The sequence below is a fragment of the Streptomyces venezuelae genome (assembly GCF_008642375.1).
GTDB classification, from domain to species: domain Bacteria; phylum Actinomycetota; class Actinomycetes; order Streptomycetales; family Streptomycetaceae; genus Streptomyces; species Streptomyces venezuelae_G.
Genome location: NZ_CP029194.1, coordinates 879,098 through 905,637, shown reverse-complemented (window position 1 = coordinate 905,637; position 26,540 = coordinate 879,098). Strand labels below are relative to the sequence as shown.

Annotated in this window: 19 protein-coding genes; 10 read left to right on the top strand and 9 right to left on the bottom strand. The window is 73.2% G+C overall.

The annotated features are described in order from the left end of the window. Positions 1-13: 13 nt before the first annotated feature. Complete coding sequence (locus DEJ46_RS03870; RefSeq protein ID WP_150264171.1) at positions 14-787, bottom strand: polysaccharide deacetylase family protein; 774 nt, start codon at positions 785-787, stop codon at positions 14-16. A gap of 232 nt (positions 788-1,019) precedes the next feature. Between DEJ46_RS03870 and DEJ46_RS03865 the strand changes: the two genes are divergently transcribed. Both DEJ46_RS03865 and DEJ46_RS03860 read left to right on the top strand, forming a co-directional pair. Beyond that, positions 1,020-1,202: a CsbD family protein gene (locus DEJ46_RS03865; RefSeq protein ID WP_150264170.1), complete on the top strand. Its 183-nt coding sequence runs from the start codon at positions 1,020-1,022 to the stop codon at positions 1,200-1,202. A 180-nt stretch (positions 1,203-1,382) separates the two neighbouring features. Then, positions 1,383-2,126 (top strand): CPBP family intramembrane glutamic endopeptidase, encoded by a 744-nt coding sequence (locus tag DEJ46_RS03860; protein WP_150264169.1) that lies wholly within the window; start codon positions 1,383-1,385, stop codon positions 2,124-2,126. Positions 2,127-2,138: 12 nt separating this feature from the next. Here the strand turns inward: DEJ46_RS03860 and DEJ46_RS03855 are convergent, their stop codons facing one another. The 8 genes from DEJ46_RS03855 to DEJ46_RS03820 form a co-directional block, all read right to left on the bottom strand. Next, a complete protein-coding gene (locus DEJ46_RS03855; protein ID WP_150264168.1) occupies positions 2,139-3,872 on the bottom strand; it encodes an alpha/beta hydrolase in 1,734 nt (577 codons plus the stop codon). A gap of 154 nt (positions 3,873-4,026) precedes the next feature. Beyond that, positions 4,027-5,907, bottom strand: a complete 1,881-nt coding sequence (locus DEJ46_RS03850) for a hypothetical protein (RefSeq protein ID WP_150264167.1) — start codon at positions 5,905-5,907, stop codon at positions 4,027-4,029. 13 nt (positions 5,908-5,920) lie between these two features. Then, a complete protein-coding gene (locus DEJ46_RS03845) occupies positions 5,921-7,465 on the bottom strand; it encodes a patatin-like phospholipase family protein (RefSeq protein ID WP_150264166.1) in 1,545 nt (514 codons plus the stop codon). After that, positions 7,462-9,177, bottom strand: coding sequence for a GMC oxidoreductase (locus tag DEJ46_RS03840; protein ID WP_223834490.1), 1,716 nt, complete (start codon positions 9,175-9,177; stop codon positions 7,462-7,464). The genes DEJ46_RS03845 and DEJ46_RS03840 overlap by 4 nt, the downstream gene beginning before the upstream one ends. Before the next feature lie 171 nt (positions 9,178-9,348). Continuing rightward, complete coding sequence (locus tag DEJ46_RS03835) at positions 9,349-10,506, bottom strand: AI-2E family transporter (RefSeq protein WP_150264164.1); 1,158 nt, start codon at positions 10,504-10,506, stop codon at positions 9,349-9,351. A gap of 15 nt (positions 10,507-10,521) precedes the next feature. Next, positions 10,522-13,443 carry a helix-turn-helix transcriptional regulator gene (locus DEJ46_RS40440; RefSeq protein WP_150264163.1) on the bottom strand — a complete coding sequence of 974 codons (2,922 nt, stop codon included), beginning with the start codon at positions 13,441-13,443 and terminating at the stop codon, positions 10,522-10,524. 132 nt (positions 13,444-13,575) lie between these two features. Further along, the gene (locus DEJ46_RS38975) at positions 13,576-13,806 is read right to left on the bottom strand and encodes a hypothetical protein (protein ID WP_190623340.1); all 231 of its coding nucleotides are present in this window, start codon (positions 13,804-13,806) and stop codon (positions 13,576-13,578) included. A 131-nt stretch (positions 13,807-13,937) separates the two neighbouring features. Beyond that, positions 13,938-17,111, bottom strand: coding sequence for a type 2 lanthipeptide synthetase LanM family protein (locus tag DEJ46_RS03820; RefSeq protein WP_150264161.1), 3,174 nt, complete (start codon positions 17,109-17,111; stop codon positions 13,938-13,940). A 294-nt stretch (positions 17,112-17,405) separates the two neighbouring features. Here DEJ46_RS03820 and DEJ46_RS03815 point away from each other — a divergent pair, with 294 nt between their 5' ends. The 8 genes from DEJ46_RS03815 to DEJ46_RS03780 all read left to right on the top strand — a co-directional run bounded on the left by DEJ46_RS03815 (position 17,406) and on the right by DEJ46_RS03780 (position 26,498). Continuing rightward, a complete protein-coding gene (locus DEJ46_RS03815) occupies positions 17,406-18,749 on the top strand; it encodes a helix-turn-helix domain-containing protein (protein ID WP_190622415.1) in 1,344 nt (447 codons plus the stop codon). 243 nt (positions 18,750-18,992) lie between these two features. Then, positions 18,993-19,463 carry a cobalamin B12-binding domain-containing protein gene (locus DEJ46_RS03810; RefSeq protein WP_411757713.1) on the top strand — a complete coding sequence of 157 codons (471 nt, stop codon included), beginning with the start codon at positions 18,993-18,995 and terminating at the stop codon, positions 19,461-19,463. Next, a complete protein-coding gene (locus tag DEJ46_RS03805; protein WP_150264158.1) occupies positions 19,460-20,875 on the top strand; it encodes a methylaspartate mutase in 1,416 nt (471 codons plus the stop codon). The genes DEJ46_RS03810 and DEJ46_RS03805 overlap by 4 nt, the downstream gene beginning before the upstream one ends. A gap of 7 nt (positions 20,876-20,882) precedes the next feature. Continuing rightward, positions 20,883-21,902, top strand: a complete 1,020-nt coding sequence (locus tag DEJ46_RS03800; protein WP_150264157.1) for an asparagine synthetase A — start codon at positions 20,883-20,885, stop codon at positions 21,900-21,902. 134 nt (positions 21,903-22,036) lie between these two features. After that, the gene (locus DEJ46_RS03795) at positions 22,037-23,338 is read left to right on the top strand and encodes a glutamate synthase-related protein (protein ID WP_150274071.1); all 1,302 of its coding nucleotides are present in this window, start codon (positions 22,037-22,039) and stop codon (positions 23,336-23,338) included. Beyond that, positions 23,335-24,726: an MFS transporter gene (locus DEJ46_RS03790; protein WP_150264156.1), complete on the top strand. Its 1,392-nt coding sequence runs from the start codon at positions 23,335-23,337 to the stop codon at positions 24,724-24,726. Before DEJ46_RS03795 ends, DEJ46_RS03790 begins: the two co-directional genes overlap by 4 nt. After that, positions 24,719-26,146, top strand: a complete 1,428-nt coding sequence (locus DEJ46_RS03785) for an amidase family protein (RefSeq protein ID WP_150264155.1) — start codon at positions 24,719-24,721, stop codon at positions 26,144-26,146. Before DEJ46_RS03790 ends, DEJ46_RS03785 begins: the two co-directional genes overlap by 8 nt. 136 nt (positions 26,147-26,282) lie before the next feature. Further along, positions 26,283-26,498 carry an MbtH family protein gene (locus DEJ46_RS03780; RefSeq protein WP_150264154.1) on the top strand — a complete coding sequence of 72 codons (216 nt, stop codon included), beginning with the start codon at positions 26,283-26,285 and terminating at the stop codon, positions 26,496-26,498. Positions 26,499-26,540: the final 42 nt, after the last annotated feature.

Below are 26,540 nucleotides of genomic sequence, written 5' to 3'. Positions count from 1 at the left end.
GGCCGCAGGGGGTTCAGCGGACGGGGTAGCCGTAGGTGCGGCCCTGCTCCTTGAGCAGGGGCAGGAGCCGGCGGAGGGCCTCGACGGTCTGGGAGCGGTCACCGCCGGCGTCGTGGAAGAGGAGTGTCGGCCCGTTGGGGAGCTCGCGTTCGACCGTGGCGACGATGGCGCCGGCGCCGGGGCGTTCGAAGTCCTTGGTGTCGACGTTCCAGCCGAGCGGGCGCATGCCGCGCGAGGCGGCGACGCTGCGGCTGTAGGGGGTGAACGCTCCGCCGGGTGCCCGGTAGTAGACGGGGCGTACTCCTCCGGACGCCTTGGTGATCATGCGTTCGGCGTCGAGGATCTGCTGCTTCTGGTAGGCCTCGGAGGCCTTGTCCATGGCGGTGTCGTGCGAGACGGAGTGGTTGCACAGCCGGTGTCCGGCCGCGACGACCTTCTTGACGAGGTCGGGGTGGGCCTGCGCCTGCGTCCCCACCATGCAGAACGTGGCCTTCACCCCGTACTCCCGGAGGACGTCGAGTACCTGAGGCGTCCACACGGGGTCGGGGCCGTCGTCGATGGTCAGGTTGACGCCCCGCGCGCCGGCCTCCGAGGCGTGCGCGATGGTCACCGAGACCGGCTTGACGACACTGCGCGGCGCGGCCGGCTTGCTCGCCTTCGGCGGCGCGTCGCTCGTGGGACCGGCCTGCGCCGTCCACACCGAGGCACCGGCGGCCAGCACCGTCACCCCCAGAGCCGCCCCGACCAGCTTGCCGTACCAGCTCCGCCCGCCACCGTGCCGTGCCATGTCCGCCCCCACTCTTCCGCGCTTCCCCACCGGCCCTGATCGCGATGCGACCACGTGTCAGGACGACGCTCGGCAGCCGGAGGATGCGTCCGTTACCGATCACGGACAATTCCGGGAGAGTTCACGGACAAACTCCCGCCGGCGGCGGCGGAGGCTCGGCGCCGACGAGCGCCTCGGGGCGCCCAAACCTAGCGTGGAAGGTGGGAACCGATCCGACGGAGGGACCACGGGCATGAGTGGCGCCATGGACAAGGCCAAGGGCAGGTTCAAGGAGATCGCCGGAAAGATCACCGGCCACGAGCGCCTTGAGGCCGAAGGCAAGACGGACCAGGTGCGAGCCAGGATCCGTCAGAAGGTGACGAGCGCTCGACACCGGGCCGAAGGCATCAGGGACTCACTCCGGCACGACAGGTGAAGGCGAGGGCCCGCGTCGCCCCGGACGGGCGCTCCCGGGCGGCGCCGCCGGCCGGGCGCCCGGGGCGGGCCGTCGGTAACGTGGATCTGTGGAGGGGCGAGACGACCCGCTGGTGCAAAGGCCAAGGACGGAACCACTCCAGTGCCCTGCCGCGATCCGGACGATGCCGAGCCGCCCACGGTGCGAAGGCACCCTGGCGGGGAGGCACGGGAGCACAGCCGGCGGCGCGGGCCGATCGGCACGGGGCAGGCCGTCGTTCTCTCGGTCGTCGTTCTCGCCGCGGCGAATCTGCTGCTGCACCGCTGGACCGGCCCCCTCCGCCTGATGGCGGCCGTCGCGGTCAGCGCCCTGCTGCTCGGTGTGCTCCGCTGGGCGGGGGGCACCCTGGCGGACGCGGGGCTGGGACGCGGGACACTGGCCCGCGGCGCGCGGTGGGGGCTTGTCCTGATCGGCCTCGTCGGACTCGTCTACGCCGCCGGCGCGCTGCTGCCGGACACCCGCTCGCTGTTCGAGGACCGGCGGTACGACGGGATGACGGGGAGCGAGCTGGCGGCGCGCGTCCTCGTGGTGGTCCCCGTTGGTACCGTCCTGGTGGAGGAGATCGCCTTCCGGGGGGTGCTCTACGGGCTGGTGCGCCGGGCCCGTGGGCCCGTCTGGGCGACCGCCGTGTCGAGCGTGCTGTTCGGACTGTGGCACGTACTGCCGTCCCTGCACCTGGCGACCGCGAAACCCGCGCTGACCTCGGTCCTGGGAGACTCCGCGCTCGGCTCCGTCCTCGCGGTCGCGGGCGCCGTGCTGTTCACGGCCGCCTCGGGCGTCCTCTTCTGCGAACTGCGACGCCGCAGCGGCAGCCTGCTGGCCCCCATGGGGCTGCACTGGGCGGTCAACGCCTTCGGCTACCTCACCGGCTTCCTGCTGCGCTGAGCCCGAGGGGCTTCACTTCTCCGGCGGCTGGATGATGTCCCGCAGCCGGTCCAGGTCCTGCGGCGTGAAGCCCGAGGTCCGCATGACGGCGTTCCAGCCGTCGACGTACGCGGCCTTGTACGTGTGGCCGTGGCCGTCCGGCACACCCGTGGAGAACGGCAGGTCCGCAGTGACCTGCCAGAAGGTCACGAAGGGGATCCAGAACATCCCCTCCAGCACGTCGCCGCCGGGCGCCTCGCCGATCCAGTCGGGCTCGGAGAGAGCCAGCGACGGGCTCCACCAGACGATCGGGTCGGACGGGTGCATGAGGTACAGCACCCGCGTGCCGTCCCACGGCGCGCCCTCCGGGGTGATCCCGGTCGTCGGGTCGTCGGTGAACCGTACGGTCCGCCCCTGCTGGTAGACGGGCTCGATCTCGGGGCTTCCCGGGTCCCGGTGGTCGCTGAACTCGCGGAACAGGGTGTTGAAGTTCGGCGGACCGGCGAACAGGGTGCCGGCGGTGCGGTTGCGCAGGTCGTACTCGCCGCTGAAGGCCGTCTCGCCGCCGAACGACCCCAGGCTCTCGCCGGCGACGAACAGACGCGGGCGCTGGTCCTGGGGCAGCTTGGACCAGACGTCGTAGACCGCGTCGAAGAGCTCCCGTCCGGCCTCGCGCGCCTTGGACTGGTCCACCAGGTAGGAGAGCCACGACGGAAGGTACGAGTACTGCAGCGCCACGGTGGCGACGTCGCCGTCGCCGAGGTACTCGAACGAGTCCACGGCGGCGGGGTCGACCCAGCCGCTGCCCGTGGTCGTCATGACGAGCAGGTTCGCGCGCTCGAAGCCCCCGGCCCGCCGGAGGTCCGCGACGGCCCGCTCGGCGCGGGCCTCCGTGTCGTCGGCGGTCGCGAGTCCGGCGTACGCCCGTACGGGCTCCTGCGCGGGGCGGTGGGTGAAGGCGCCGATCTCCGTGGCCGTCGGGCCGGTGCCGGTGAAGGCCCGGCCCTGGTAGCCGAGCGTGTCCCACGGCACCAGCGAGCCGGGCCCGCCGGAGCGCAGGGCGGAGGAGGGCTGGTGCACGCCTTCCGGCGTCTCCGTGTCACGCAGTGAGAACGCCTCGTTGGTCGCGTTCACGAAGCCGGCCAGCAGGACGCCGCTGATGACGGACCACGCCAGGGCGGCCACCACGACCCAGCCGACCACCGCGGCCGCGCGCGGGCCGATCCAGCGCCGGAGGTGACGGGCGAGCCACCGGTACAGGCGCCGCAGTCCCCGGCCCGCGAGGAGCAGGAGCCAGAAGACGAGCGCGGCCACGAAGGGGCAGGCGATGGTGGTGAGGACGTTGTAGTCGGTGACCCCCATGAGCCGGCGGATCTCGTGCTGCCAGTACTGGCCGAACCCGAAGGCCAGGCCGAACAGCACGATCGTGCAGACGAGGAGCACACGCCATGACCGGCGCGACGCGGCTCGCGCCTCCCGGTCGGCGAACGCACGCCACACGTAGGCCGCGATCAGGCCGATCCCGTAGCCGATGGCCGCGGTGATACCGCAGATCAGCCCCTGGAGCACCCCGCCGCGAGGCAGCAGGGACGGGGTGAAGGAGAGGCAGGCGAAGAGAAGCGCCCCCCAGCAGCCGGGGAGCGTGAGCCGGGGCGACCAGCGGCGCTTCCCGGAGGCGGCCGCCGGCTCGGCGCTCTCGGCCTCCTCACGGCCCGGGGAGCCGTCCGGGGAGCCGTCCGGTGGGGACTGGTGCACGTCAGGAGCCATGGCTGACCTCCGGGAAAATAGTCCCAAGGCCCGCCCCGACGTGCCACCCGTGCCGAGCCGACTGCCCCTCCGCCGCCGCTCCCGGATCCGGATTCCCGTGCTTGTCCCTGCACACGTGGTGACCGCCGCGACGCCCGGACACGCGGCGCCGCTGTCATCCGGTGGGAGGACCGGGGGGACCGGGCGGATCGTCCGGAACCGTCGGCGCCCCGTGCGGCGCGATCACCACGGGCTCCTCGACGAGCCGTACGGTCGGCGACGTCATGGGCACCGGCCGGTGCCACGCGGTCGGCTCGTCCGGGACCTCCCTGACGTCCCAGTCCCGGCAGGTGGCATCGAGCGCCAGGGCGTAGAGGGTGAGCGAGCCGTCCGGGGCGATGTGCATCCGGACGAATCCCGTGCTGTCGTCGATCGACTGCCCGGACATCTGCCATTCGGCGACAAGGCCCTGGTCGGTCCACCGCACCCACAGGGCGAAGACCAGGGAGCCGAAGAAGGCGCCCGTCACCGCGGCGACGGCGAGCGCGATCAGCAGCGCCCAGAACCCGTGCCAGGACTGGGGCAGGGCACTGGCCACGGCGACGACGGCGGCGAGGACCCCCACGCCGACCGCCAGCTGGAGGAACGCGGCGACGAGGGCGGACCGCCGCCTGGGCTGCCCCGCGCGCACCAGTCGCCTTCCGCCGCCGATCACGAACGGCAGGACGAAGAGGACGGCGCTCATGCCGAGCAGCCCGAGGACGTCGTCGATGCCCGCTCTCCGCACGGTGTCGAGCGGATGGTGCCCGCCCTTGGCCAGCGCGAACGCACCGCTCGCCAGCAGGACGAGCAGCAGCTGCACCACCCCGGCCAGCACGGCGAAGCCGGGGTTGCGCCGGGGGAGCCAGTGCGGCGACCACGGCCTGGCGACGGCGCCGGAGAGCGCGCGGGACCTCTTGGCGTCGGGGTACGTGTCCGGGGCGAGCTCGAACACCGGCGGCGGGTCGTCCCTGTCCCGCATCCGCGAGGTGGCCGGCGGCAGCGGCAGCGTCTTCGGGAGCCTGTGCGTGGCGGCCAGGAACGCGCCGCCCAGTCCGCACGTCACCAGCTGGCGCCGCCGGGGGTCCGGAGGCAGTGCCTCGCCGGAGCCGGACGGATCCTCGGGGAGCCGTTCCGCGTAGCGGGCGTAGTGGTGCTTGTCGCCGGTCAGCCAGAGCCGGATCGACGCGCCCGTCTCCTCGGGCAGCCCGGTCTCGGGGTCGGGCCGCGTCCGGATGATCTTCCGGTCGAACCAGTGGAGGGTGTTGAAGGCGTCGCGCTCCTCGTGGCTCCTGACCCAGGTGGGCGCGGCGGAACAGACGATCACGCTGTCGCCCGGCAGCAGCCGCGGTGAGAGATAGGTCTCGAAGTAGCGCCGCTGCGGATCGTCGACGTAGGAGCCGAGCTGGCTGTCCAGACCGACGAGCCACCAGCGGTGCGGCAGCCGCACCGCGAAGTAGCTCCGGGTCTGCCGGGTCTCCCAGCCGCCGATGGGCCTTCCCTGGGCGAACATCCTCAGGAACGCGGTGAGTCCGTCGTACCAGTCGTGGTTGCCCGGCAGCACCACCATGAGCGGACGGTCCGGCGCCGACGGGAGCGCGGCGCGGTAGGGCCCCTTCATCCGGTCCTCGTACGCGGTCGTCGACGCCACCGGATACACCTGGTCGCCGCCGAGGACGAGCAGCGAGCCCCGCGGGCACGACACGCCCTCGGCGACGGTGAGCCGGTCGGCCGCCAGCGCGTTCGCCACCGAGGACGTCGCCTCGAATCCGTCGCCGAGGTCGGCGGCGAAGTCGATCCAGACCTCCTCGGCGTCGGGACGCGCCAGCGGCGCGTGCAGGAGCCCGGCCGGGAGCGCGCCCTGCATCTCGCGCTTGTCCGCGTAGTCGGCGAACACGGCGGCCAGCCCGACCTTGACCGCCGTACGCGCCAGTTCCGTCGGCGCCAGCCAGCGCACCGGCTCCCGTGGGGTGAACAGCAGCTCCGGCGCGTGCCCGCGCAACTCACGGAGATCCACGACGCCTCCTCGCTCACAGAGGTGACCAGGGCAGGACGTTCTGCGCGTACACGTCCCACAGCTTGCCGGCGAAGAACTGCCCGAAGCGCCCCAGCGTGGTCACCCTGCCGGGGAGCGTCGGCGCTTCGACCCGGAAGGTGGTGAGCTGCTTCAGGAAGTCGGCAGGGCGGATGCGTACGGCTCCGGAGGCCACCACCTGGGCTTCGGGCTCCTCTTCGGAGCCGATGTGGCCGCGGAGAACGCGGGTGTGGAGGACGGACGTGTCCTGCCAGACTCCCCGGCGGGAGTCCTCGTCGACGTCCTTGTGCCCGCTGAGGGTGAGCGGATGGCCGGCCCGGTCGGTGAAGTGCAGGCGGTAGTTCATCCGGAGGTGCTGCGGGTCGGACCGCTCCACGAACAACTGGAACGTTCCTCGCTCGACCGGGAGTCGTCCGCCCAGTGCCTGGCAGACGATCTCTCCCCGGATGGCGGCCTCGTGCTCCGGGCTGGCGAGGAAGCGGTCCACCCCCTGGATGTCGACGGTCACGTGCAGCGCCAGGTCGGCGGTGGCTCCGCGCTCCGGCGCGGGGATCTCCTGGATGTCGTGCTCGCCGAACGTGACGCGTCCGACCATGCGTTCGGTGAAGCGGATACGGGTGGGGTCGGCGCGGTCCGGAGGAGCACCGGCCCGCCAGGGAATGTCCTGGGCGGTGCACCAGTCACGGGCGCGCCGGACTCCGAGTTCCACGGCTTGGGCGAAGCGGTCCCGGCTGAAGTTGACGAGGTAGTTCAACGGGACCTCGGCGCTGAGGAGCCGGACCTCGATGAGCCTCCCGAACTCCCCGTGCCCTCCCGCGCGGATGGCCGCGTTGCTGACCTCGATCCGGCGCAGCCAGTGCTTCAACTGCCCGTTGGCCGTGGTCTCGATGATGTGGAAGTAGTTGGCCACGAACCCGTCGCGCCAGCGGTGCCGCCGGCTGACCGTCCAGATGATCCACAGCTCGTCGCACCCGCGCCGGATCGCCTCCTCGACGTTTCCGTCCGTGAGGTAGACCGGGTCGATGTACGTCCGCCCGTCGATCACCACGGGAGGGAACCACATGGGCAGCGCCACCCCGGCGCAGAAGCGGTCCTCGTCCATCCGGTCCGGGGTCACCGCCTCCAGCTCGTTGGAGCTGAAGTCGTAGAGGTTGAAGGTGGCTTCGCGGTCGGTGGCCCGGATCCGGTCCCAGTCCAGTCCCCAGCCCGGGAAGACGTGGCGCCGGTAGCCGTCGAGCGTGAAGAGCGAACGGGCGTACGGTCCCTTCGGCAGTTCGCGCCAGTTCGGGGTGACGCCCTTCAAGGGCGAGAGGGTGCGCCAGTTGTCCGCGATCTCGCGCCCGGACATCCCCTGGCAGTACATCGCGAGGTTGAAGATGCCGCCGCTCGCTCCGTCGACATGGTCGAACCGCAACTCGGCCTCGTCGAGCAGGACTTGGAGGACTCCCGCCTGGAAGGCCACCTTCAGGCCGCCGCCGGCGAGGATGAGGGATCTGCGCGGGGAGTCGCCGCGGCGCTCGCCGCCCTGGCCGGTCGTCATGAGGGCTCCGTGGAGTTCCCGGAATCGTCTTCGATGATGCGGACGGCCGACCGGTCGGCCAGTGCCGCGATGGTGAGCGAGGGGTTCGGGCCGACGGGGCCGGGCATCATCGAGCCGTCGGCGATCGACAGACCCGGATACCCGTACACGCGCCCGAAGGAGTCCACCACCCCCTCCTGCACATGGCGTCCCATCGGCGCGCCGCCCAGTGGATGCACGGTGATGAGGCGGTTGAGCCACCACAGGGGGTTCGAGACGTAGCGTCCGCCGACGCTGCGGGATACGCGCCGCATGGTGTCGTTCATCTGCCGGAAGTACGGGTCGGAGGCGGCCAGGTCCCAGTCGAGGTCGAGGTGCCCCTCCCGGAGGAACATGCGGCCGTTGGGGACGTCTCTTCCCATGCCGAGCAGCGGCAGGGACGTCGCGGTGAACAGCCCCTTGCCCATGGCGTCACCGAGCTGCCGTCCCACCCGGCTCCGGGCGGTCCCCGTCAACTGCGCCCAGCCTCGCCGGAGCAGGAACCTCCCGACCCTGGTCGACATGGTGAGGACGTTGTGCTCGACGAGCCAGTTCAGGAACTCCGGGTAGCCGGCGTCCTCGATGTAGGCACCCCGGGCGGCGTCCCTGGTCTCGGCGTTCTCGGCGTTCTCGGCGTTCTCCTCGCGTTCCACGCGCATCGCACTCGTGATGACCGGGCCGAAACTGGGCCTGAGGAGGTGCGACTCCGCTTCACCGGGCAGCTCCCGACGCCTCAGCCGTGCCTTGAGCACCAGGCCGAGGAAGTCGCCGTTCCCCGAGAAGTGCGTACCCAGCGCCGGACTGAGCCCGGGGAAGGCACTCCGGTTCCGCAGCAGAAGATAGGTGGTGCCGAGGGTGCCGGCGGAGAGGATCAGCCTCCTGGCCCTGACGGTGTGCCGCTGGGGAGGGGCGAACGGATCCCCGTCGGCGGCGGCGACGTGCCTGATGTAGGAGACCAGGAAGCCCTCCGGCACCGGTTCGAACGAGAAGACCTCGCAGTGGGGCCGGATGTCCGCCCCGAGCTGCTCGGCGGCGCTGAGGTAGGTGAAGTCGAGGCTGTTCTTGCTGCCGAAGTTGCAGCCCAGGTCGCATTCACCGACGAGCCTGCACGTGTAGCGCGGGCTCCGATGGTAGTTGTCCTCGCCGCCCTCGATGGGTACGCCGGGCGCCGCGGGGTTCCCGAACGAGACGGCCAGCTTCGGCAGTTCCCAGTCGAGACCCAGCTGCGCCGCCGCCTCTTCCATGGCGAGGGTCTTGGGAGTGTCCTTGTAGGGCGTCACATGGACGGGATACCGCTGCGCGCCGAGCATGTCCTCGACGAGCTGGTAGTGCGGTTCGAGGTCCGTGCGGGTGACGGGCCAGTGCTCGTAACCGCCGTCGAACGACTCGTGGACGAACCAGCTCTCCGGCTTGCGGATCAGCACGTTGGCGTAGATCAGCGAGCCCCCGCCGAGACCGCTGCACACCAGCGCGTCGAGCTTCGAGAAGCTCCACATGTCGTACATCCCGAACAGCCGGGAGTCCGGGTCCCAGAAGTTCTTCGCCGCCTCGTGGGGGCTGCGGGGAAAGGAGCCCGGCGGGTACGGCTTTCCCCTCTCCAGCACGCAGACGCTCTTCCGCGCCTCGGCCAGACGGAAGGCGGTCACGGATCCGCCGAAACCCGATCCGACGACGACGGCATCGAAGACGTCCACGCTCGCCACCTCTGGAGGCTTGCCACACCTGGAGTCCGGAGCCCGTGCCTGCCTTCCCCCGCACCCCGTTGCCGCGGGCACGACCTCCTTCAATGGTTCACCAGCGGCTGGTGACGCGCACGTCGAAGGGCCGTACTGGGGCCTGTCCGACGGATCAGGGTCGGATAGGCCCTAGGCGGTCGCGGCCGTGCCGAGGGGAGCGCCGGCGGGCGGTTCGTCGGCGGTCGGCCCGTCCGCCGGCGGAGCGTCGGGGTCCGTCTCCCGGCGGGGGTCTTCGAGCTGGGAGCGTACGTAGTTCCAGACCACGGCGATCAGCGCGGCCACGGGGACGGCGAGCAGGCTGCCCACGATGCCGGCCGTGCTGCCGCCGAGCGTGACGGCCAGCAGGATGACCGCCGCGTGCAGGCCCAGACCGCGGCTCTGGATCATGGGCTGGAAGACGTTGCCCTCCAACTGCTGGACGACCACGATGAGCGCGAGCACGATCAGCGCGTCGGTCGGACCGTTCGACACGAGGGCGATGAGGACCGCGACCAGACCCGCGAACAGGGCGCCGATGATCGGTACGAACGCGGAGACGAACGTCAGGACGGCCAGCGGAAGGACCAGGGGCACGTCGAGGATCCACAGCCCCAGGCCGATGAGGACGGCGTCGATCAGGCCGACGAACGCCTGCGAGCGGACGAACGCGCCGAGGGTGTCCCAGCTGCGCTCGGCGACGACCGGGATGTCGGTGGCGAGCCGGCCGGGGAGCTGGCGCGTGAGCCACGGCAGGAAACGCGGCCCGTCCTTGAGGAAGAAGAACATCAGGAAGAGCGCGAGGAACGCGGTGACCACGCCGTTGAAGACGGTGCCGAGCCCCGTCGCGAGCGCGGTGACCATGCTGCCGATGCTGTCCTGGAGGCGGGCGACGGCGGTGTCGAGTGCTCCGGTGATCTGGGTGTCGTTGATGTTCAGCGGAGGTCCGGCCGCCCACTCGCGCAACCACTGGATGCCGTCGACGACTCCGTCGCCGAGTTCACCGGACTGGGACGCCATGGGTACGGCGATCAGCGCGACGATGCCCGCGACGGACAGGAGGAAGAGCACGGTCACCGTCGCCGCGGCGAGGGCCGGGGGCCAGCCGTGCCGCCGCAGGAACCGGGCCGGCGGCCAGGTGAGGGTGGTGAGGAACAGGGCCGCGATCAGCGGCCACACTATGGACCACATACGGCCCACGAGCCACAGCGTCACCGCGGCCATCAACAGCACCAGAAGCGATTCGGCGGAGACACGTGCGGCTGTCCGGAGCGCGGCAGCGGATTTCGCGGAACTCAACATGGGAGACATCCAAGCACCCTTGGGTCAGTGCTTCTGCCCCGCCGGGTCCGACGCGGACAGGTCGCACAGCGCCTCGCGGTCCTGCCGCGCGGTCTTCGTCAGCAGGGCCGCCACATGCTTCTCGACCGTCCTCGGCGAGATGTAGAGACGGCCCGCGATGGCCTTGTTGCTCAAACGTTCCGCCAGCAGCTGGAAGACCTCGTACTCGCGGACCGTCACCCCCAGCGCCCGCAGCGGCGCCGGAATGCGGTCCGCGCCGCTGCGCCGCTGCCGGACCGAGACTCCGAATTGGCGCAGCAGCGCCCGGCAGGCACCCGCCACGTCCGGCACCGACGCGGCGTGGAAGTGCTCCTCCGCCCGGCGCAGCCACGTGGCCGGATCCCCCCAGCCGTTCTCGAGGGCCGCCTCGGCCGTCAGGCGCAGCCCCAGATGGAGCGCGGTCGGATAGGGGGCGGCCAGCAGCTCCGCCTCGGCGACCGCCGACACCGCCGACTCCGCCTCGCCCGAGCGGCCGAGCAGCACCGCGTGGGCCAGCAGCACGAACTGCCGGTTCCAACGCATCCGGCTCGCCGAGGTGGCAGCCGTACGGTGGTAGTGGTCCCAGCCCGCCTCACCGGCCAGCACGTCGAGCAGCAGCCGCAGCCCGTGCAGACCACTCAGATGGAACGTCGTCGGACTGTCCAGCTCCTGCGTGCGCGCCCGGTCCAACTCCCGCAGCGCCAGCGGCCGGTTCTCCTCGAGGAGTGCGCAGAACGCGCGCGCCAGACCGATGCACAGCGGCTCCTCCTGCGAGCCCGCCCCGTCCCAGCCGGCGAACTCCCGCAGCGCTCCCTCCATCGCCGCCCGGTCGCCCTGGTGCGCCGCCAGCGTCGCCCGGGTCATCAGCACGTACCGCGCCACCGGCGCGAGCCGCAGCCGGGCCGCCGTCGTCGCTATCTCCCCACCGAGCCGCGCGGCCTCCTCGAACCGGCCGCAGAGCACCGCCTGGAGGACGAGGATCGCGTCGATCGAGTACGCGATGGTGACCGCGCCCAGCCGTAACGCCTCCTCGCGCGCCAGCTCCAGGGACCGCGTCTCCCCGACCGCCAGCCATTCGTTCCCGCCGACCCGCACCAGCGCGTAGGCCCGCGGAATCGGCAGCCGGTGCTGCTCGGCGATCCGCCGCGCCCGCTCGAAGCACAACCGCGCCTCGTCGAGATCGCGCTCCCGGGCCAGCACCCCGAGAAGCTCCCAGGCCTGGCAGGCCACCGCCGGCTGCGGCCCGGCCTCGGCCGCCGAGACCGCGGCCCGGGCCAGCTTCTCGGCCGTCTCGGTGCGGTCAGGGCCCGGAGTGTCCAGCGCCAGATACGCCGCCACCACGTCGACGGCGGCCGACTGCGCCGGATCGCGTACGGTCGTCAGGAGCGCCCGGGCCTCGACGATCTGCGCATTGCCGTCGGCCCAACGGCCCGCCAGATGAGCCACCTTGGCCAGCCGGGTGTGGAGCGCGGCGAGACGGCCGGCCTCCACCCCCGCGCCGACCAGCTCGTGCAGGCCCTCCGCCAGCTCGAAGGCCCGGTCGAACTCACCGCTCTCCGCCAGCGCGGGCAGCAGCGACTCCAGCACCTCTGCCCGCGCCGACCAGTCCTGACAATGCGCGAGCAGCTCCTCGGCGCCCAGCAGCAGCGACACCCCCGAGCCCACGGCACCGTCCGCCAGCGCACGCCGGCCCGCCTCCGTGAACAGCCGCGCCGCACCCACCCGGTCCCCGGCGTCCCGGCGCAGCGCCGCCACCAGCGGACACCACTCGCCCGGCAGCCCCGGGTGGAGCTCCTCCACCACCTCGGCCGCCCGGCCGGACAGCTTAGCCCGGTCGGTGGGGGTCAGCTGGGCCAGCAGAGCCTCGGCGGTCAGCGGATGCCGGAACGCGTACCAGTCGGGGGCAGGCTCGTCCGGCACCACCAACTGGGCGGCCACCCCCGCGTGCAGATGGCTCAGCAGGCCGTGGTCGTCGATGCCGCACATCCGCTGGAGCACGGGCAGCGGGAAGCGGCGGCCGAGCACGGCCGCCGCCGACAGCAGCATCCGGCCCTGCGGTCCCAGCCGGTCGGTACGGTGCGCGATGCCCCGCACGAGCGTGCTCGGCACCTCGGTGCGCAGCGAGCCGACGACCTCCCAGGAGACGCCCCGGTGGACCACCGAGCCGTTGCCGATCATGCCGTGGAGCAGCTCCTCGACGACGAACGGATTCCCGACACTGGTGTCCCAGAGCCGCTCCACGATCTCGCCGGGCACCCGGTCCGCCTCGGTGTCCAGGCAGGAGGCGATCATCCGGGCGACCTCGGAGCGGTCCATCGGCCCCAGACCGAGCAGCACGCCGGAGCGCCGCTGAGCCACCGAGTGCGCCAGGTCCAGGGCGGCGCACGGCTCCGCGCGGGTGGTCGCGAGCAGGACCACCGGCAGGTGCTCCAGGTTGTCCACCAGGTATTCGAGCACCACCAGGGTCTCGGTGTCGGCGTCGTGCAGATCCTCGAGGACCACCAGGGCGCCGTGCTCCCTCGACACCACCGAGAGCAGCCGCAGGACGGCCTCGGCGAGCACCACCAGCGAGCCGCCGTTCTGCGCCTCGCCCGCCCAGTCGGGGACCAGTCGCCCCAACACCGGCCGGTACGGTCCCAGTTCGGCCTCCTCCCACGGCTCACCACCGCGGAAGAGCGACATCAGCGCCTCGGTGAGGGGGCGGAACGGCACCATCGGCCCGATCGTGCTGCCCCGGCCGCGCAGCACCCGCATTCCGGCGGAGAAGGCCAGGCCCGTCGCCTCGGCCGCGAGCCGTGACTTGCCGATGCCTCCGTCGCCGACCAGGAACACCGTGCTGCCGCGCCGCCCGCGAGCGGTCTCGAGGGCGCGTGCCAACTGGGCGATTTCCGCGTCACGTCCGACGAGGAGAGGAGCTCGGGGATGCATACCCGCGAATTTACCCGTTCATGCCAGGGCATAAGTGACGCTTCGATCAGGTGCCCGCACACACGGCGCCGGCGGCCGCCTCCACAGGGATCGGAGGGCGGCCGCCGGGGACGGGGATGTCAGGTCGGAGTGTCAGATCGGCAGGATCGGGATGCTCACGGTCGTGTCGATGTCGTTGAGGATCGCCACGAGACCGGTGCCGAGAGCGAGACCCGCGAGTGCCCGGGCCCGGGCCGTGGCCCGGTCACGCCCGGAGAGCGCGATACGCCCGGCCGGATCCACCGCGCCGGTGGCCCCGGGGCCCTCGACGGTCGTGTCGGTGAGTGCGGTGGCGGTCTCGCGGGACGGCGTCTGCGGGTTCATGGAGATCCTTTCGAGGTGCGGTCGGATGGACGTGCGTGCCGTACGTGCCGTACGTGCCGTGCGTGCCGTACGTGCCGTGCGCTCTGCGGGTTCCGTGCGGGTGGTGCGGGTGGTGCGAGGGGACGGCGGGGTCACCGCTCCCCAGGAGTGGGGTCGAGGAGGAGTACGGAGGGGACGGTCTCGGCGAAGCCCAGCCGGAGCAGGGCGTAGCCGATGCCGGACGATCCGGTGAGGAGCCCGGGAGAGGGCACCGTGTCAGGGGTGGCACAACGGGGTCCGTACCCGTCCAGCGCGCCGAGCACCAGCCCGGTTCGATGGGTGAGCCGGGCCGAGGCCCCGGGAAGCCCGTGCGCGGCGGCGACGGCCAGGGCCTCCACCGTGCCGAGCTCCCCGTGACACAGACTCAGATCGCTCAAGGGCGGGCGGTCACCCGCCAGTCGGTCCCACACGGTGGCCGGGACGGCCGTTGCCGAGGTGGTGGCCGAGGCTGTGGCGTCGGCCATGCCGGCCAGGAGGGTGCCGGAGAGCCCTGAGCACCAGCCGAGGTCGATGTCCGTGTCCGAGCCCGTCGCCACCGGGCCGAGCAGGGCCCGGCCGGCCGTCGCGTACCTGCCCTCGGGCGAGGGCGCGGCCGCCTCGTAGCGGCGCAGTGCCCAGCCCGCACCGGCCCGCCCCCGCAGGAACCCGGCCGGGAGTTCGCCGGCCACCGGGAGGAGCCGGTCGGCGAACTCCGCGGCGAGCGCGGCGGCTTCGGCCAGCCCGGTCTCCCGGTGGACCGCGAGGAGCGCCGCGAGACCTCCCGCGAGACCGGTGCCGACGTCCGCCGGGGGACCGGCAGGGTCGTGCGTACGGGCCGAGGCGGCCAGCGCCCGCAGCGCGAGCGGCAGGCAGTCGCCGAGCCGGTCGTCGCCGAGCAGGGTGGTCAGCCGGGCGAGCGCGTAACAGAGCCCGCCCAGGCCGTGGAATCCGCCGGGCCCGACCGCACGGCTCAGCTCGGGGTCGGAGGCGAGCGCGTGGATGAGCCGCGGCAGTGGCCGGGCGGCCCGCGCGGCCAGGTCCGTGTAGCGGCCGACGCCGGTCAGTCGGCCCAACTGGGCGAGGAACAGCGCCACTCCGGTGTAGCCGTCGGCGAGACCGGCGCCCATCGGGGTCACCGCCCAGTGCCTGCCGTCGACGAGCTCAAGGCCGATCCAGTTGGCCCGGGAGTCGTCGCGGACCGCGCGCCCCACGATCTCGTCGGCGATGCCGCACGCAGCCGCGAGGAGACGGCGCGGCTCCGGCACCGCGGCGGGCGCCGTGGGCAGGACCGGCGCGTCGGCGCGGTGCGTGACGCGGCCGGCCCGGCGGGCGGACAGCGCGGCCGAGATCAGCCATTCCTGGTGGTGCCGGTCCACCTCGTCGAGGCCGGAGATCTTCTCCTCGGTGGCGACGAGCGCGGGCGTGGCCAGCAGGCCGGGCAGTCGGGCCCCACGGGACGACCACGCGTCGGTGCTGCAGGGCCGGTGGACGAAGACCGGGACGTCGCCGTCCCAGAGGTCCGCGATCTCGTGCTCGACCAGGCGCCGCCGTACCGGGTCGCCCGCGGACTCGGCGTACAGCAGGGAGAACAGCACGTCCCGGTCGACGGCGTCGCCGAGCACGTCGGGGTGGGCCGACTCGTCCAGGAGCGTCGCGTACAGCCGGGTCGCCCGCCCCACGAATCGGGCAGGCGCCGTGCCGAAGCCCGCCAAGGGCCCTTCCTCGGCGAGGAGTTCCTCCCTACAGGCGACCAAAGTGTCGTAGCCCAGCCGGAATCCGGTCAGCAGCGCCGCGCCGTACGCGCCCGGATCGATCTCCCGGCCTTCCAGCGAAGGGCGGTTGGGGCTTCCGGAGTACGGGACCCGTCGGCGTACCAGATGCATCGTGTCGGTGCCGGCGTCCGCCCAGTCGACGGCGTCGGCGGGGGACAGCGCGGCCTGACCGCCGCCGAGGGCCGAGATGTCGAGCGCTCCGTGCTCGCCGATCAGCAACTGCGGCAGCAGGCAGGTCCGGTGCACGGAGGCGGCGAGGGCCAGCGCCGCAGGGTCGGGGCCCGCCGTGGTGGCCGCGGGCACCGAGGGGTGCATCAGCGTCTCCACGTCGACGAGCACCGGCTGGTCCCCGCAGGCGATGAGGTTCTCGCAGTGCATGTCCGCGCCGTCCAGCGCGTACAGCAGAGCCAGGAGCGCGCCCTGCCGCCGGTAGAACAGATCGGCCTCACCGACCGAGCCGCAGGGCCGGTGGCCGACGAACTCCAGCCAGCCGTACCCCTCGCGGCGCACCACCGCGACCGTGCGCAGTCCGAGGCCCGGCAGCCGGTCGTCGAGCCAGGCCACGAGCCGGTCGAAGCAGGCGTGCTGGTCGAGCGGGCGGGGCTTGTACACCACCGTGCGGCCGTCGGCGAAGCGGAGCATCGCCACCGCGCGGCCCTGCTGATGGGTGTCCCCCTGACCGAGGTCCACGCCCGTCAGCGCGCCGGGGTCGACGCCCCCGAGGAGTTCCTCCACGAGCGCGGCCCGGTCGGCCACGAACCGTTCGAGGAGTTCGGCGGTGGCGGCGGTGGCGTGGACGCACTCGGTGCCCAGTAAGCGGGCCAGCACCGGATACCGGGCGAACAGCCCGGACAGGGGCCGCCGGGTGCCCAGTTCGGCGGCGAAGCCGGCGAACCGGCGCTCCGGCGTGGCCCCGCCGAGCCGCCCCTCGACCCGTGCACGGTTCAGTTCGAGGACCAGGGTGCGCGCCGCCGGGGCCACCAGCCGGTGGCCGAGCTGCCGCTCGAACCGGGCCCGTACGGAGTCCTGATCGATCTGGCCGGGCAGCAGACCCGGCAGAGCCCGCAGCCGCTCGCCCAGCGCCCGTCCGGCCGCCCGCGTCAGGGGCGCCAGTGCTCCGGCGAAGTCCCGCCGCCACGTGTCGCGTGGCGCGGCGGGCCCTGCCGGTGCGTACTCCGTGACCGGGGCCGGCCACAGCGGGGCCGAGGCCACGGCGCGCTCCACGAACTCCGCCCACGCGGGCCGCTCCGTCCTGGCGGCCAGCCGCGCCGAGGGCTCCGCCGCGAGCGCGGCGACCGTCGGTACGTCGACGCCGAGCTCGGCCAGCCGCGCCGGGAACGCCTCGTCCTGGCCCAGGGCCGTCACCCGGTCCGCCAGCCGCTCCGCCGCCCGGCGGGAGAGCGCGCCTGCGGGAGCACCGGGGGCCGCGAGCCGCTCCCGCAGATGGAGGGCCGGAGCCCACCATCCCGGGGCGAGGCCCGTCGTGGTGTCCTGTGTGGAGGTGGTGATGGTCACGTGTGCAACGTTCGCAGGACACCCCCCGGTCCCACATGGGGGCATCGCCCCCATGTTTGTACCGCGCCCCCCGCGGACCCGCCGCGGCCCGTACCTCCGCTCGGCTCCGTACGACCGTCCGCGACTCCGTGAGGCCCCCGTCCACCCCGATCCGCGCCGTGGACACTCCGGCGGCATCCCCGCGCGACCCTCCGTCCGACCGCGCTCCCAAATCTGGGGGCGGCCGACCCATGCGGTGCGTGCCCGACCGTTCCGACCATGGGTGACGCCAGGACCGATCAAGGGAGGGGACCCATGACCACAGCCATCGGGACGGACCAGTTCGGCGGGCTGCTGCGCCACCACCGCCGGCGCAGCGGCATGACCCAGCAGCAGATGGCCGATCTGGCCACACTCAGCGTGAGGGCGATACGGGACCTGGAGAGCGGCCGCGCCCGCCGCCCCCGGCAGGAGACGGCCCGGCTGCTCGCCGACGTCCTCCGGCTCACCGGCGCGACCCGCGACGCCTTCCACGAAGCGGCGCGCAGGCGCCTCCCCTCCGAGGGGCCCGGTGCCACCGGGCCCGAGGCCTGCGTGCCGCCCGCGCTGCTCGGCACGACCGTCGGCCGCGAGCACGAGATCCACTCCCTCGTCGAGCTCCTGACGGTCGATCAGCAGCGGCTCGTGAGCGTCGTCGGCTTGGGCGGGGTCGGGAAGACCCGTGTCGTACGAGAGGCGGCGGGCCTCCTGCGGGACGGTCACGGCTGGCAGGTGCTCTGGGTGCAGGCATCCGGACTCTCGCCCGACCTGAGGGAGTTACGCCGCCTCGAACCGGACGTGACCGGCGCCGGGGGCGGTCACGGCCATGACGTGCTGCTCATCCTCGACGGTCTCGCGCACAGGGCCGAAGGAACCCTGGTCCACCACCTCCTCACACGCGCACCGGGCCTGCGCGTCGTCGTCACCGCACCCACCCCGTCCTGCCTGGCCGGCGAACAGGTCATGCCGATCGCGCCGTTGCCCGTGCCCGGGCACGCGCTCGACCACGACGCCGCCGCGCTCGCCGAGTTCCCCTCCGTCCGGCTGTTCCTGTCCCACCTGCGGCGGCTGCGCCCGTACGCCCCGCGACCCGCCGCGACCGCCGCCGTCGCCGAGCTGTGCCGCGCGCTCGACGGCGTCCCGGGCGCGCTGGAGACCACGGCCGCCTGGGGGCTCGTCCACGCCCCCGAAGAGCTGCTGCACTCCCTCGCCAGGGACCCCGAGCGCTTCTCGGTGCCTCCCGCCGCCTGGAGCCCCGATTCGGGGCGCGGCGCCTCTGCGGTCTCCCGCAGCCTCGCCGTACTGGAACCGCCCCTGCGGGAACGACTGTTCACGCTCGGCGCGCTGCCCGGAAGCTGGACCCTGGACGAGGCGGCAGCGCTCGCCGGGGCCTCCCTCGCCGACACCGCCGCGACCGTGTACGGCCTGCTGATCCACGGCCTGGTCCGCACCGCCGACGAGGACGGCCCGGACCGCTTCCGGGTCCTGCACCGGGTCCGGCCGGTCCTCGCGGGCCGCTCGGCCCCGCACCCCGGCCCCGACACCGAAGGAAAGGGAATTCCCGCGGAATACGCCTCGGTATCGCCGGTCGCCCGCGCGGTCGCCTGCGCGGTGGCCTGATGGCGTGCGTGCCGTCCGTCGCCCGCGGCCGATTCTGCCGGACACCTGCCGCTCGGACTTCCCTCCGGACCTCGGAGCCGCCCCTACGGTGAAACCGCGCCCCGATCGGACATTCCCGCCGTCACCAGGAACAGGTGAGGAATTCGGCGGGAATCGGAGACGACCGGGAATTCGGAGACGACCGGGTATCGCGGGCGAGAAGAAGACGCCATCTGTCATGTCGAACGAAGGCAGGCTATGAAAGTGGGCACCCCGGTCACCCCGGTCCAGACCCCCGTCACGGAGGTACGGTCCGCACCCGGACTCCAGGTGATCGTCTCCAGCGTCGCGTCGGACGCGCACACCTGGAACCTCGTGTTTCTGCAACTGCTGCTGGAGGAACTGGGCCACCGGGTCGCGAACCTCGGGGCCTGCGTGCCCGACGAGCTCCTCGTCGAGGAATGCCGGCGCCGGCGCCCCGACCTCGTGGTGATCAGCAGCGTCAACGGCCACGGCGCCAACGACGGACGGCGGGTCATCCGTGAGCTGCGCGGCCATCCCGAGACCGCCGCCATCCCCGTCGTGATCGGCGGAAAGCTCGGCATCGACGGCGCCGACAGCACCGATCAGGCAGGCCTCCTCGAAGCCGGCTTCGACGCCGTCTTCGAAGAGGGCGCGAGCCTCGCGTCGTTCGGGTCGTTCCTCAGATCCATCCCGTCGGGCGTGACGACATGACCGTACCCACGCGCCGCCCCACCCCGGCTGCCGCGGCCCGGCCGCTTCCCCCGGGCTCCTTCGGAGCCTTCGTCTCCGCCGCGCGGGCAGCCGGCCGCCTGGTCGTCCAGCCCCGCATGGGCATGAGCGACCCACGGGCCATGCGGGCCGGCCTCGCCGCCACCAAGGCGGCCGACGCCACCACCGTCGGCACCGTCACCCTCGACAGCTACACCCGCGTCGGCGACCAGGCCGCCGCCCGCCGCGCCCTCGCCGAAGGCGTCCCTCTCAACGGCTACCCCCTCGTCACCTACGACACCGCCGTCACCCGCTCCGTCCTCGACGGCATCCAGGACCAGACCTTCCCCGTGCAGGTGCGCCACGGCTCCGCCGCCCCGCAGGACATCGTCGCCGCACTCCTCCTCGCCGGGCTCGACGCCACCGAGGGCGGCCCCGTCTCCTACTGCCTGCCCTACGGCCGTACACCGCTGACCGCCTCCGTCGAGAACTGGGCCCGCAGCTGCGAACTGCTCGCCCGCACCCGCGACCACGGAGCCGAACCCCACCTGGAGACCTTCGGCGGCTGCATGATGGGCCAGTTGTGCCCGCCGAGCCTGCTCGTCGCGCTCAGCGTCCTGGAGGCCCTGTTCTTCGCCCAGCACGGACTGCGCAGCGTCTCCCTCAGCTACGCCCAGGGGACCGATCCCGCTCAGGACGAGGAGGCCCTGCACGCCCTGCGCCGACTCGCGGACGTGCTCCTGCCCGACCTCGACCGGCACATCGTCGTCTACACGTACATGGGCGTCTACCCGCGCACCCCCGACGGAGCCCGGCTCCTCCTGGAGGAGTCGGCCCGGCTCGCGGTCCGCACCGGCGCGGCCCGTCTCATCGTGAAGACCGCCGCCGAGGCCCACCGCATCCCGACGGTACGGGAGAACGCCGCCGCCCTGGAGGCCGCGGCGCGCGCCGCGGAGGCGGAGACGGCTCCGGGGGGACGTGGCGGGCCGGTCCCTGGCACGCCGGGCTCCGGCACGTCGGTCCCCGACACCGGCATCCACGCCGAGGCGTCCGCCCTCGTCCAGGCGGTCCTGGAGATCTCGCCCGACCTCGGCCGCGCCCTCCCGCTGGCCTTCGAACGCGGCTACCTCGACGTCCCCTACTGCCTCCACCCCGACAACGCCCAGCGCACCCGCAGCTATCTCGACACCGACGGGCGGCTGCGCTGGTCGGCCATCGGCTCCATGCCGCTCGGCGGCATCGTCGAACTCGGCCACGAGCCACGTCTGACCTCCAGCGGTCTCCTCGGCGCCCTCCGCCATGTGGAACAGCGCTTCGACGCCGCGGCCCTCGACCCCTCGCCCGCCCGCCGGCCCCTCGGCGACGGGCATCGCCCGCCGACGACCCGTGCGGCCCTCCCCGAAGAAGGACGGTAGAAACCCCATGCTGCACACCACGGACCCGGCGGCCGGCCCCGCCGCCACGGACCGCCTGCCCGAGGCCCCCGCACGGCACCTGACCGACCCGACGACCCGCGCCGTCGTACGGCTCCAGAACGGCGTGCTCACCGCCGCCCGCGACTTCCTGCGAGCCCACGGGTTCACCGAGATGCTGCTGCCGATGATCGGCCCCGTCACCGACCCCGGCGTACGCGGCTCCAAGCAGGTCGACATCGACTACTACGGCCACCGCTACAAGCTCATGACCAGCGCCATCCTCTACAAGCAGGCCTCCCTGCTCGCCTTCGACAAGATCTTCTCCATCGCGCCCTGCGTGCGCCTGGAGCCCCTGGAGACCGCGAACACCAGCCGCCACCTGGCCGAGTTCCACCAGATCGACGTCGAGGTCGCGGGCGCCTCCCGCGAGGAGATCACCCGGCTCGGCGAGGACCTCGTCCGGCACATCGTGCGCGAGGTCACCGAGCACCACGCCGAGGACTTCGAGAGCCTCGGCCGCGACACCGGCGCCTTCACCGAACTGCTCGGCCAGTCCTTCGGCCACCGCACCCACGCCGAGGCCGTCGCCGAGCTGCGCGACATGGGGCACGACCAGAGCGCCGACGCCGAGATCGACTGGCAGGGCGAGGCCATGCTCTCCGCCAAGTCCGGCCGCCCCTTCTTCGTCACCGACTACCCCAAGGGATCCCGGGGCTTCTACGACCGCGAGAGCCGCGACGAGCCCGGCACCCTGCGCAACTTCGACATCATCGCGCCCGAGGGCTACGGCGAGCTGTGCAGCGGCAGTGAGAGGGAGTTCGAGTACGCCCGGATCGTCGCCCGGATGCGCGAGACCGGGGAGAACCCCGCCAAGTACGGCTGGTACCTCCAGATGGTCCGCGAGGGCATACCGGACAGCGCGGGCTTCGGCATCGGCCTCGAACGCTTCACCCGCTACCTCGCGGGGCTCGACGCGGTGTGGCAGGCCAGCGCCTACCCGAAGGTGCCGGGAGTGATCGCCCCGTGAACGGACGACTCACGGACGACAGCCCCGAAGCCGGCCGCGACGGCAACCGCGACGGCAGCCGCGACGGCAGCCGCGAAGCTGGTCGCGAAGACAGCCACGACGAGAGCCACGACGACAGCCCCGAGGATCCCGGCCTGCGGGCCGACGCGTTCCCCGCCGACGCCGTGCGCGACCGGGCCCGCCGCGGCACCGCCGCCCTCTTCCCGCCCGTGGAGGCGTACGGACGGAACCTGTTCGGCGCCGCACGGACCCCGGCCCACACCGCCCCGGACGCCGACCTCCTGGACACGCTCCGCCTCGTGCCGCCCGTCTTCATGCCGCGGCGCCTGGAGAAGCTCATCGATCTCGCCCGTGAGCCGATGCACCACGACGTGGACCTCACCACCGTCGTCGGCGCCCTCCACTCCCCGCTGCCCGCCTACCTCTCCGCCTTCGGGTCGACGCAGGTGGCCAGCGCCGACCTCGGCACGGCCGCCAGCCGACAGGCCGGACGGCTCGGCCTCCCCATGGTGATCGGCGAGAACGTCGTCCCCGTCAACGGCTACGGCCGGCTCGGCGCCGCACCCTCCGGGGACTCCGGGCGCTCCCTGCTCGGCCGCATCCGCGCCTACCTCGACGAACTCCCCGACGGCACCGGCGGCGTCGCCGTGCAGCAGAGCACCGAGGACGCCGACGCCGAGGTGTGGAACCTCGTCTACAGCGATCCCTCCGCGAGGCCGCTGCTGGAATCGGGGCGGCTCGCCTTCGAACTGAAGGTGGGCCAGGGGGCCAAGCCCGGACTCGGCGGTATGACCGTCCTGGACCGTGCCGCCGCGACCCGCGTGGCGGAGCAGTACGCCGTCGACGACGTCCTCGGCGACGAGGAACGCGTCCTGCGGTGCAGCAGCCCCGGCACCTTCACCGAGGAGATCCTGCGCCAGCAGATCCGCCTGATGCGCAACAACTTCCCGCGCGCCCGGGTCTGGGTGAAGCTCCACCCCGGGCGGGACGTCCGGGAGGCCGCCGCCGTCGCCTGGTCGGCCGGCGCCGACGCGGTCACCGTCGACGGCGCGGAGGGCGGCACCGGCTGGGCGCCGCTCGGCTTCCTCGACGCGGTCGGACTGCCGCTGGGCGAATGCCTCCGCCGCATCGGCCGCCCCGCCGCCGCACTGCTCGTGTCCGGCCGCATGTGGGAGGGCACCCGCGCGGCCAAGGCGCTCGCTCTCGGCGCCACCGCCGTCGGACTCGGCCGCGCGGCGCTCCTCGCGGTCGAGGAGGACCCCGAGCACGGCCTCGTCCGACTCGTGGAGGCCCTGGCCCTGGAACTGCGCCTGCTGACCAGCGCATTGGGCAAGTACGAAGCGAGCGCCCTCGCGCACGAGGACGTGTGGGCCGCCGGATCGGGCCTCCCGCACTCGGATCCCTCGCTCGCCACACCCCTGGGCACCCAGCCGTGACCGGCGGCACCGCCACCGGGTCGACCGCGCCCCCCGGCACCCGGACCGGGGGCCCGGGGCTCACGGACGGCGGCTACCTCGGATTCGCCCTCGCCATGGGTCTGTCCGCGCTCGGCGACGCCGCCTGGTACGTGACACTCGCCTGGTCGGTCACCGCCGACACCGGCCCGGCACGGGCGGGCGCGGTCCTCGCGCTCGCCTCCCTGCCGAGGCTGGTCACCCTGCTCGGCGCGGGCGCCGTCGTCGACAGCATCGGCCCGCGCCGCGTCATGGTGGGAGCCGATGCGGCCCGCTGCGCGGTCATGCTCCTCGCGACCGCCGGGGCCCTCGCCCTGGGCCCCGGGGTGCCGCTGCTCGTGGTGGCGGCCGCCGGGCTCTCGCTGTTCGGCGCGTTCTTCATCCCGGCCTCGGGATCGCTGCGCGCCGGGCTGCTGCCCCACAGTCAGCTGGTCCGCGGCAACGCCCTCTATCTGGGCGCCCTCCGCGGCGGCCAGGCGGCGGGCGGCCCGCTCGGCGGGGTGCTGATGGCCCTCGGCGGCATCCCCCTCGTCGCGGCCGTCAACGCCGTGACGTTCGCGATCTCGGCCCTCGCCGTGCTCCGGGTACGGGCACGGGGCATCCCGGACCCGCGCTCCGCGGCACCGGGGAAGCCCGATGGCCCGGACGGCGACGCGCCGCAGGGCGGTTCGGGCGGCGATGGGCAGGCGGACGCGCCGGGTGGTGCAGCGGAGACGCCCCAGCACGGCCACGGCACCGCCGCCCGCCCCACCGCGCAGCAGGCGTCCTTGGCGGCGCGGATCGGCGAAGGGCTGCGGGCCGTGGCCGCCGAGCCACGGCTAAGGGCCGTGATCACCGTGATCGGACTGACCGAGTTCGCCGGTGCGGGACCGATCAACATCGGCGTGGCGCTGATGGCGGACCGGAACGGCTCGGCCGCCGCCGGCGCCGGCCTGCTCCTGACCGCCTTCACCGTCGGCGCCGCCGCCGGGTTCCTGTTGTCCCTGGTGTGGCCGGCCCGCCGACGCGCGGGACGCGTCCTCGTCCTGGGCACGATCGGGCAGACCGCGTGCCTGGCAGCGCTCGCCTGGGCGCCCTCCATGGTCGCCGCGCTCGCCCCGTACGCCGGCCTGGGACTCGTCTCGGCGCTGGTCGGGACCGTGCTGGTGTCGTGCGTGCAGCGCTGGGCCCCCGAAGCCGTACGCGGCCGGGTCGTGTCCATCCAGGCGCTCCTCATCTTCGGCGCCGCCCCCCTCGGCAACCTGGTCATCGGCATGCTCGTCGAGTGGGCCGGAATGACCTGGGCGCTGCTGCTGCACGCCCTGGTCGCGCTGATCGCCGTCGTCGTGGTGGCGCTCATCCCGCTCCTGCGGGAGGCCCGCCTTGACTGACCGTCCTGTCGCCGAGCTCGACCGTCCGGTCGCCGAGCTGGCGCGGCTGCTGCGCTCCGGCGAGCTGACCAGCACCGAGCTGGTCAGGGCCTGCCTGGACCGGATCAGCGCCGTCGACCCCGTGATCCGTGCCGTCCTCGCGGTCGACGGCACGGCCCTGACGCAGGCCCGCGCCGCCGACCGCCGCCACGCCACGGGCCGCTCCCTGAGCCCCCTGGACGGCATCCCCGTCCTCCTCAAGGACAACATCGACACCGCGGGCCTCGCCGGCACCGCCGGCTCCCGGCTGCTCGCCGGGACCCCGCCCGACCGGGACGCGGAGGTCGTCGCCCGGCTACGGGCCGCCGGGGCCGTGATCCTCGGCAAGACGAACCTCACCGAGTGGGGCAACTTCCGCTCCACCGGCAGCATCGAGGGCTGGTCCGCCGTCGGCGGCCAGACCCGCAACCCGCACGATCCCGAGCACAGCCCGTGGGGCTCCTCCGCCGGTTCGGCGGCCGCAGTGGCCGCAGGGATGGCCCCGCTCGCGCTCGGCACGGAGACGGACGGCTCCCTCGTCTGCCCGGCCGGCGTCTGCGGTGTCGCCGCGATCAAACCCGCCCCCGGAACCCTCCCGGTCGCCGGGATCGTGCCGATCTCCACGGTCCAGGACACCATCGGGCCTCTCGCGGCACGGCTGGAGGACGCGGCTCTCTGCCTCGCGGTGCTGACCGGCAGCCCGCTACCCGCCGTCCCTGCCCCACCGGAGTCGGTACGGGTGGGGCTGTGGCACGTCAAGGGCATGGCGCCCGACGCCCAGGACGTGGCGGAACGCGCGGCCGAACGGCTGAGGGACGCGGGCGCCGTCGTCGTACCCGTCGAGCTCGCCCTGCCCAGGGACATGCTCGTCGACGGACTCGACGCGCTCTGCGCGGAGTTCCCGCCGTCCCTGGAGCGGTACCTGAGCGGGCGGCGAGACGCCCCCGCCACCCTCGACGAGATCATCGCCGCGAACCGCCGGGACCCCGTGGAACTCGGCCCCTTCGGCCAGGACCTCTTCGAGCTGTGCGCCGCGCTCACCGACGAGGACCGAAGACTCGCTCCCGAACGGCGGCGCCGCTCCCGGCAGCGGGCCGCGGACCTGCTCGCCACGGCGCTGGCCGAGCACGGCGTGGACGTCCTGATGGCCGCGACCAGCGGTCCGGCCTGGCGCATCGACGACGGACCCGACCCCTTCACCCGGACCAGCTCCACCCTCCCCGCCCTGGCAGGCCACCCCAACATCGCGGTACCGGCAGGATTCTCCGGCGAACTGCCCATCGGCATATCGCTGTTCGGCCCGCCCGACCTGACGGCACTCCTGCCTTACGCGCTCCTCGCCGAGCGCTGCTGCGGCGAGCGCCGCACACCGGCGGTCCTGCGGGACCCGACTCTCCTTTGAGCCGCGGCATTCGACTGCCGTCGCCGCACAACTGCCGCCCAGCTGCCCGGGTTTCTGCCCTTCCTGAATTCACGGCGGCGATAGTTTTTCGCTGTCCCCGAAGAATATGAATTGCTTCGAGAACGGGAGAGTTCCGATGACCACCAATCCCTTTGAGAACGCGGACGCCGCATACCTGGTCCTCGTCAACGACGAGAACCAGCACTCGCTGTGGCCGGCCGACATCGAGGTCCCGGACGGCTGGACCGTCGTCCACGGAGCGACCTCCCGGCAGGCCTGCCTCGACTACGTCGACACCCACTGGACCGACATGCGCCCGGCGAGCCTCGTCGCCGAGACCGCCGCGGGCTGACCCGCCCGCCGCCTGTCACCCCCCGCCGTCCCCCCCGGCCGC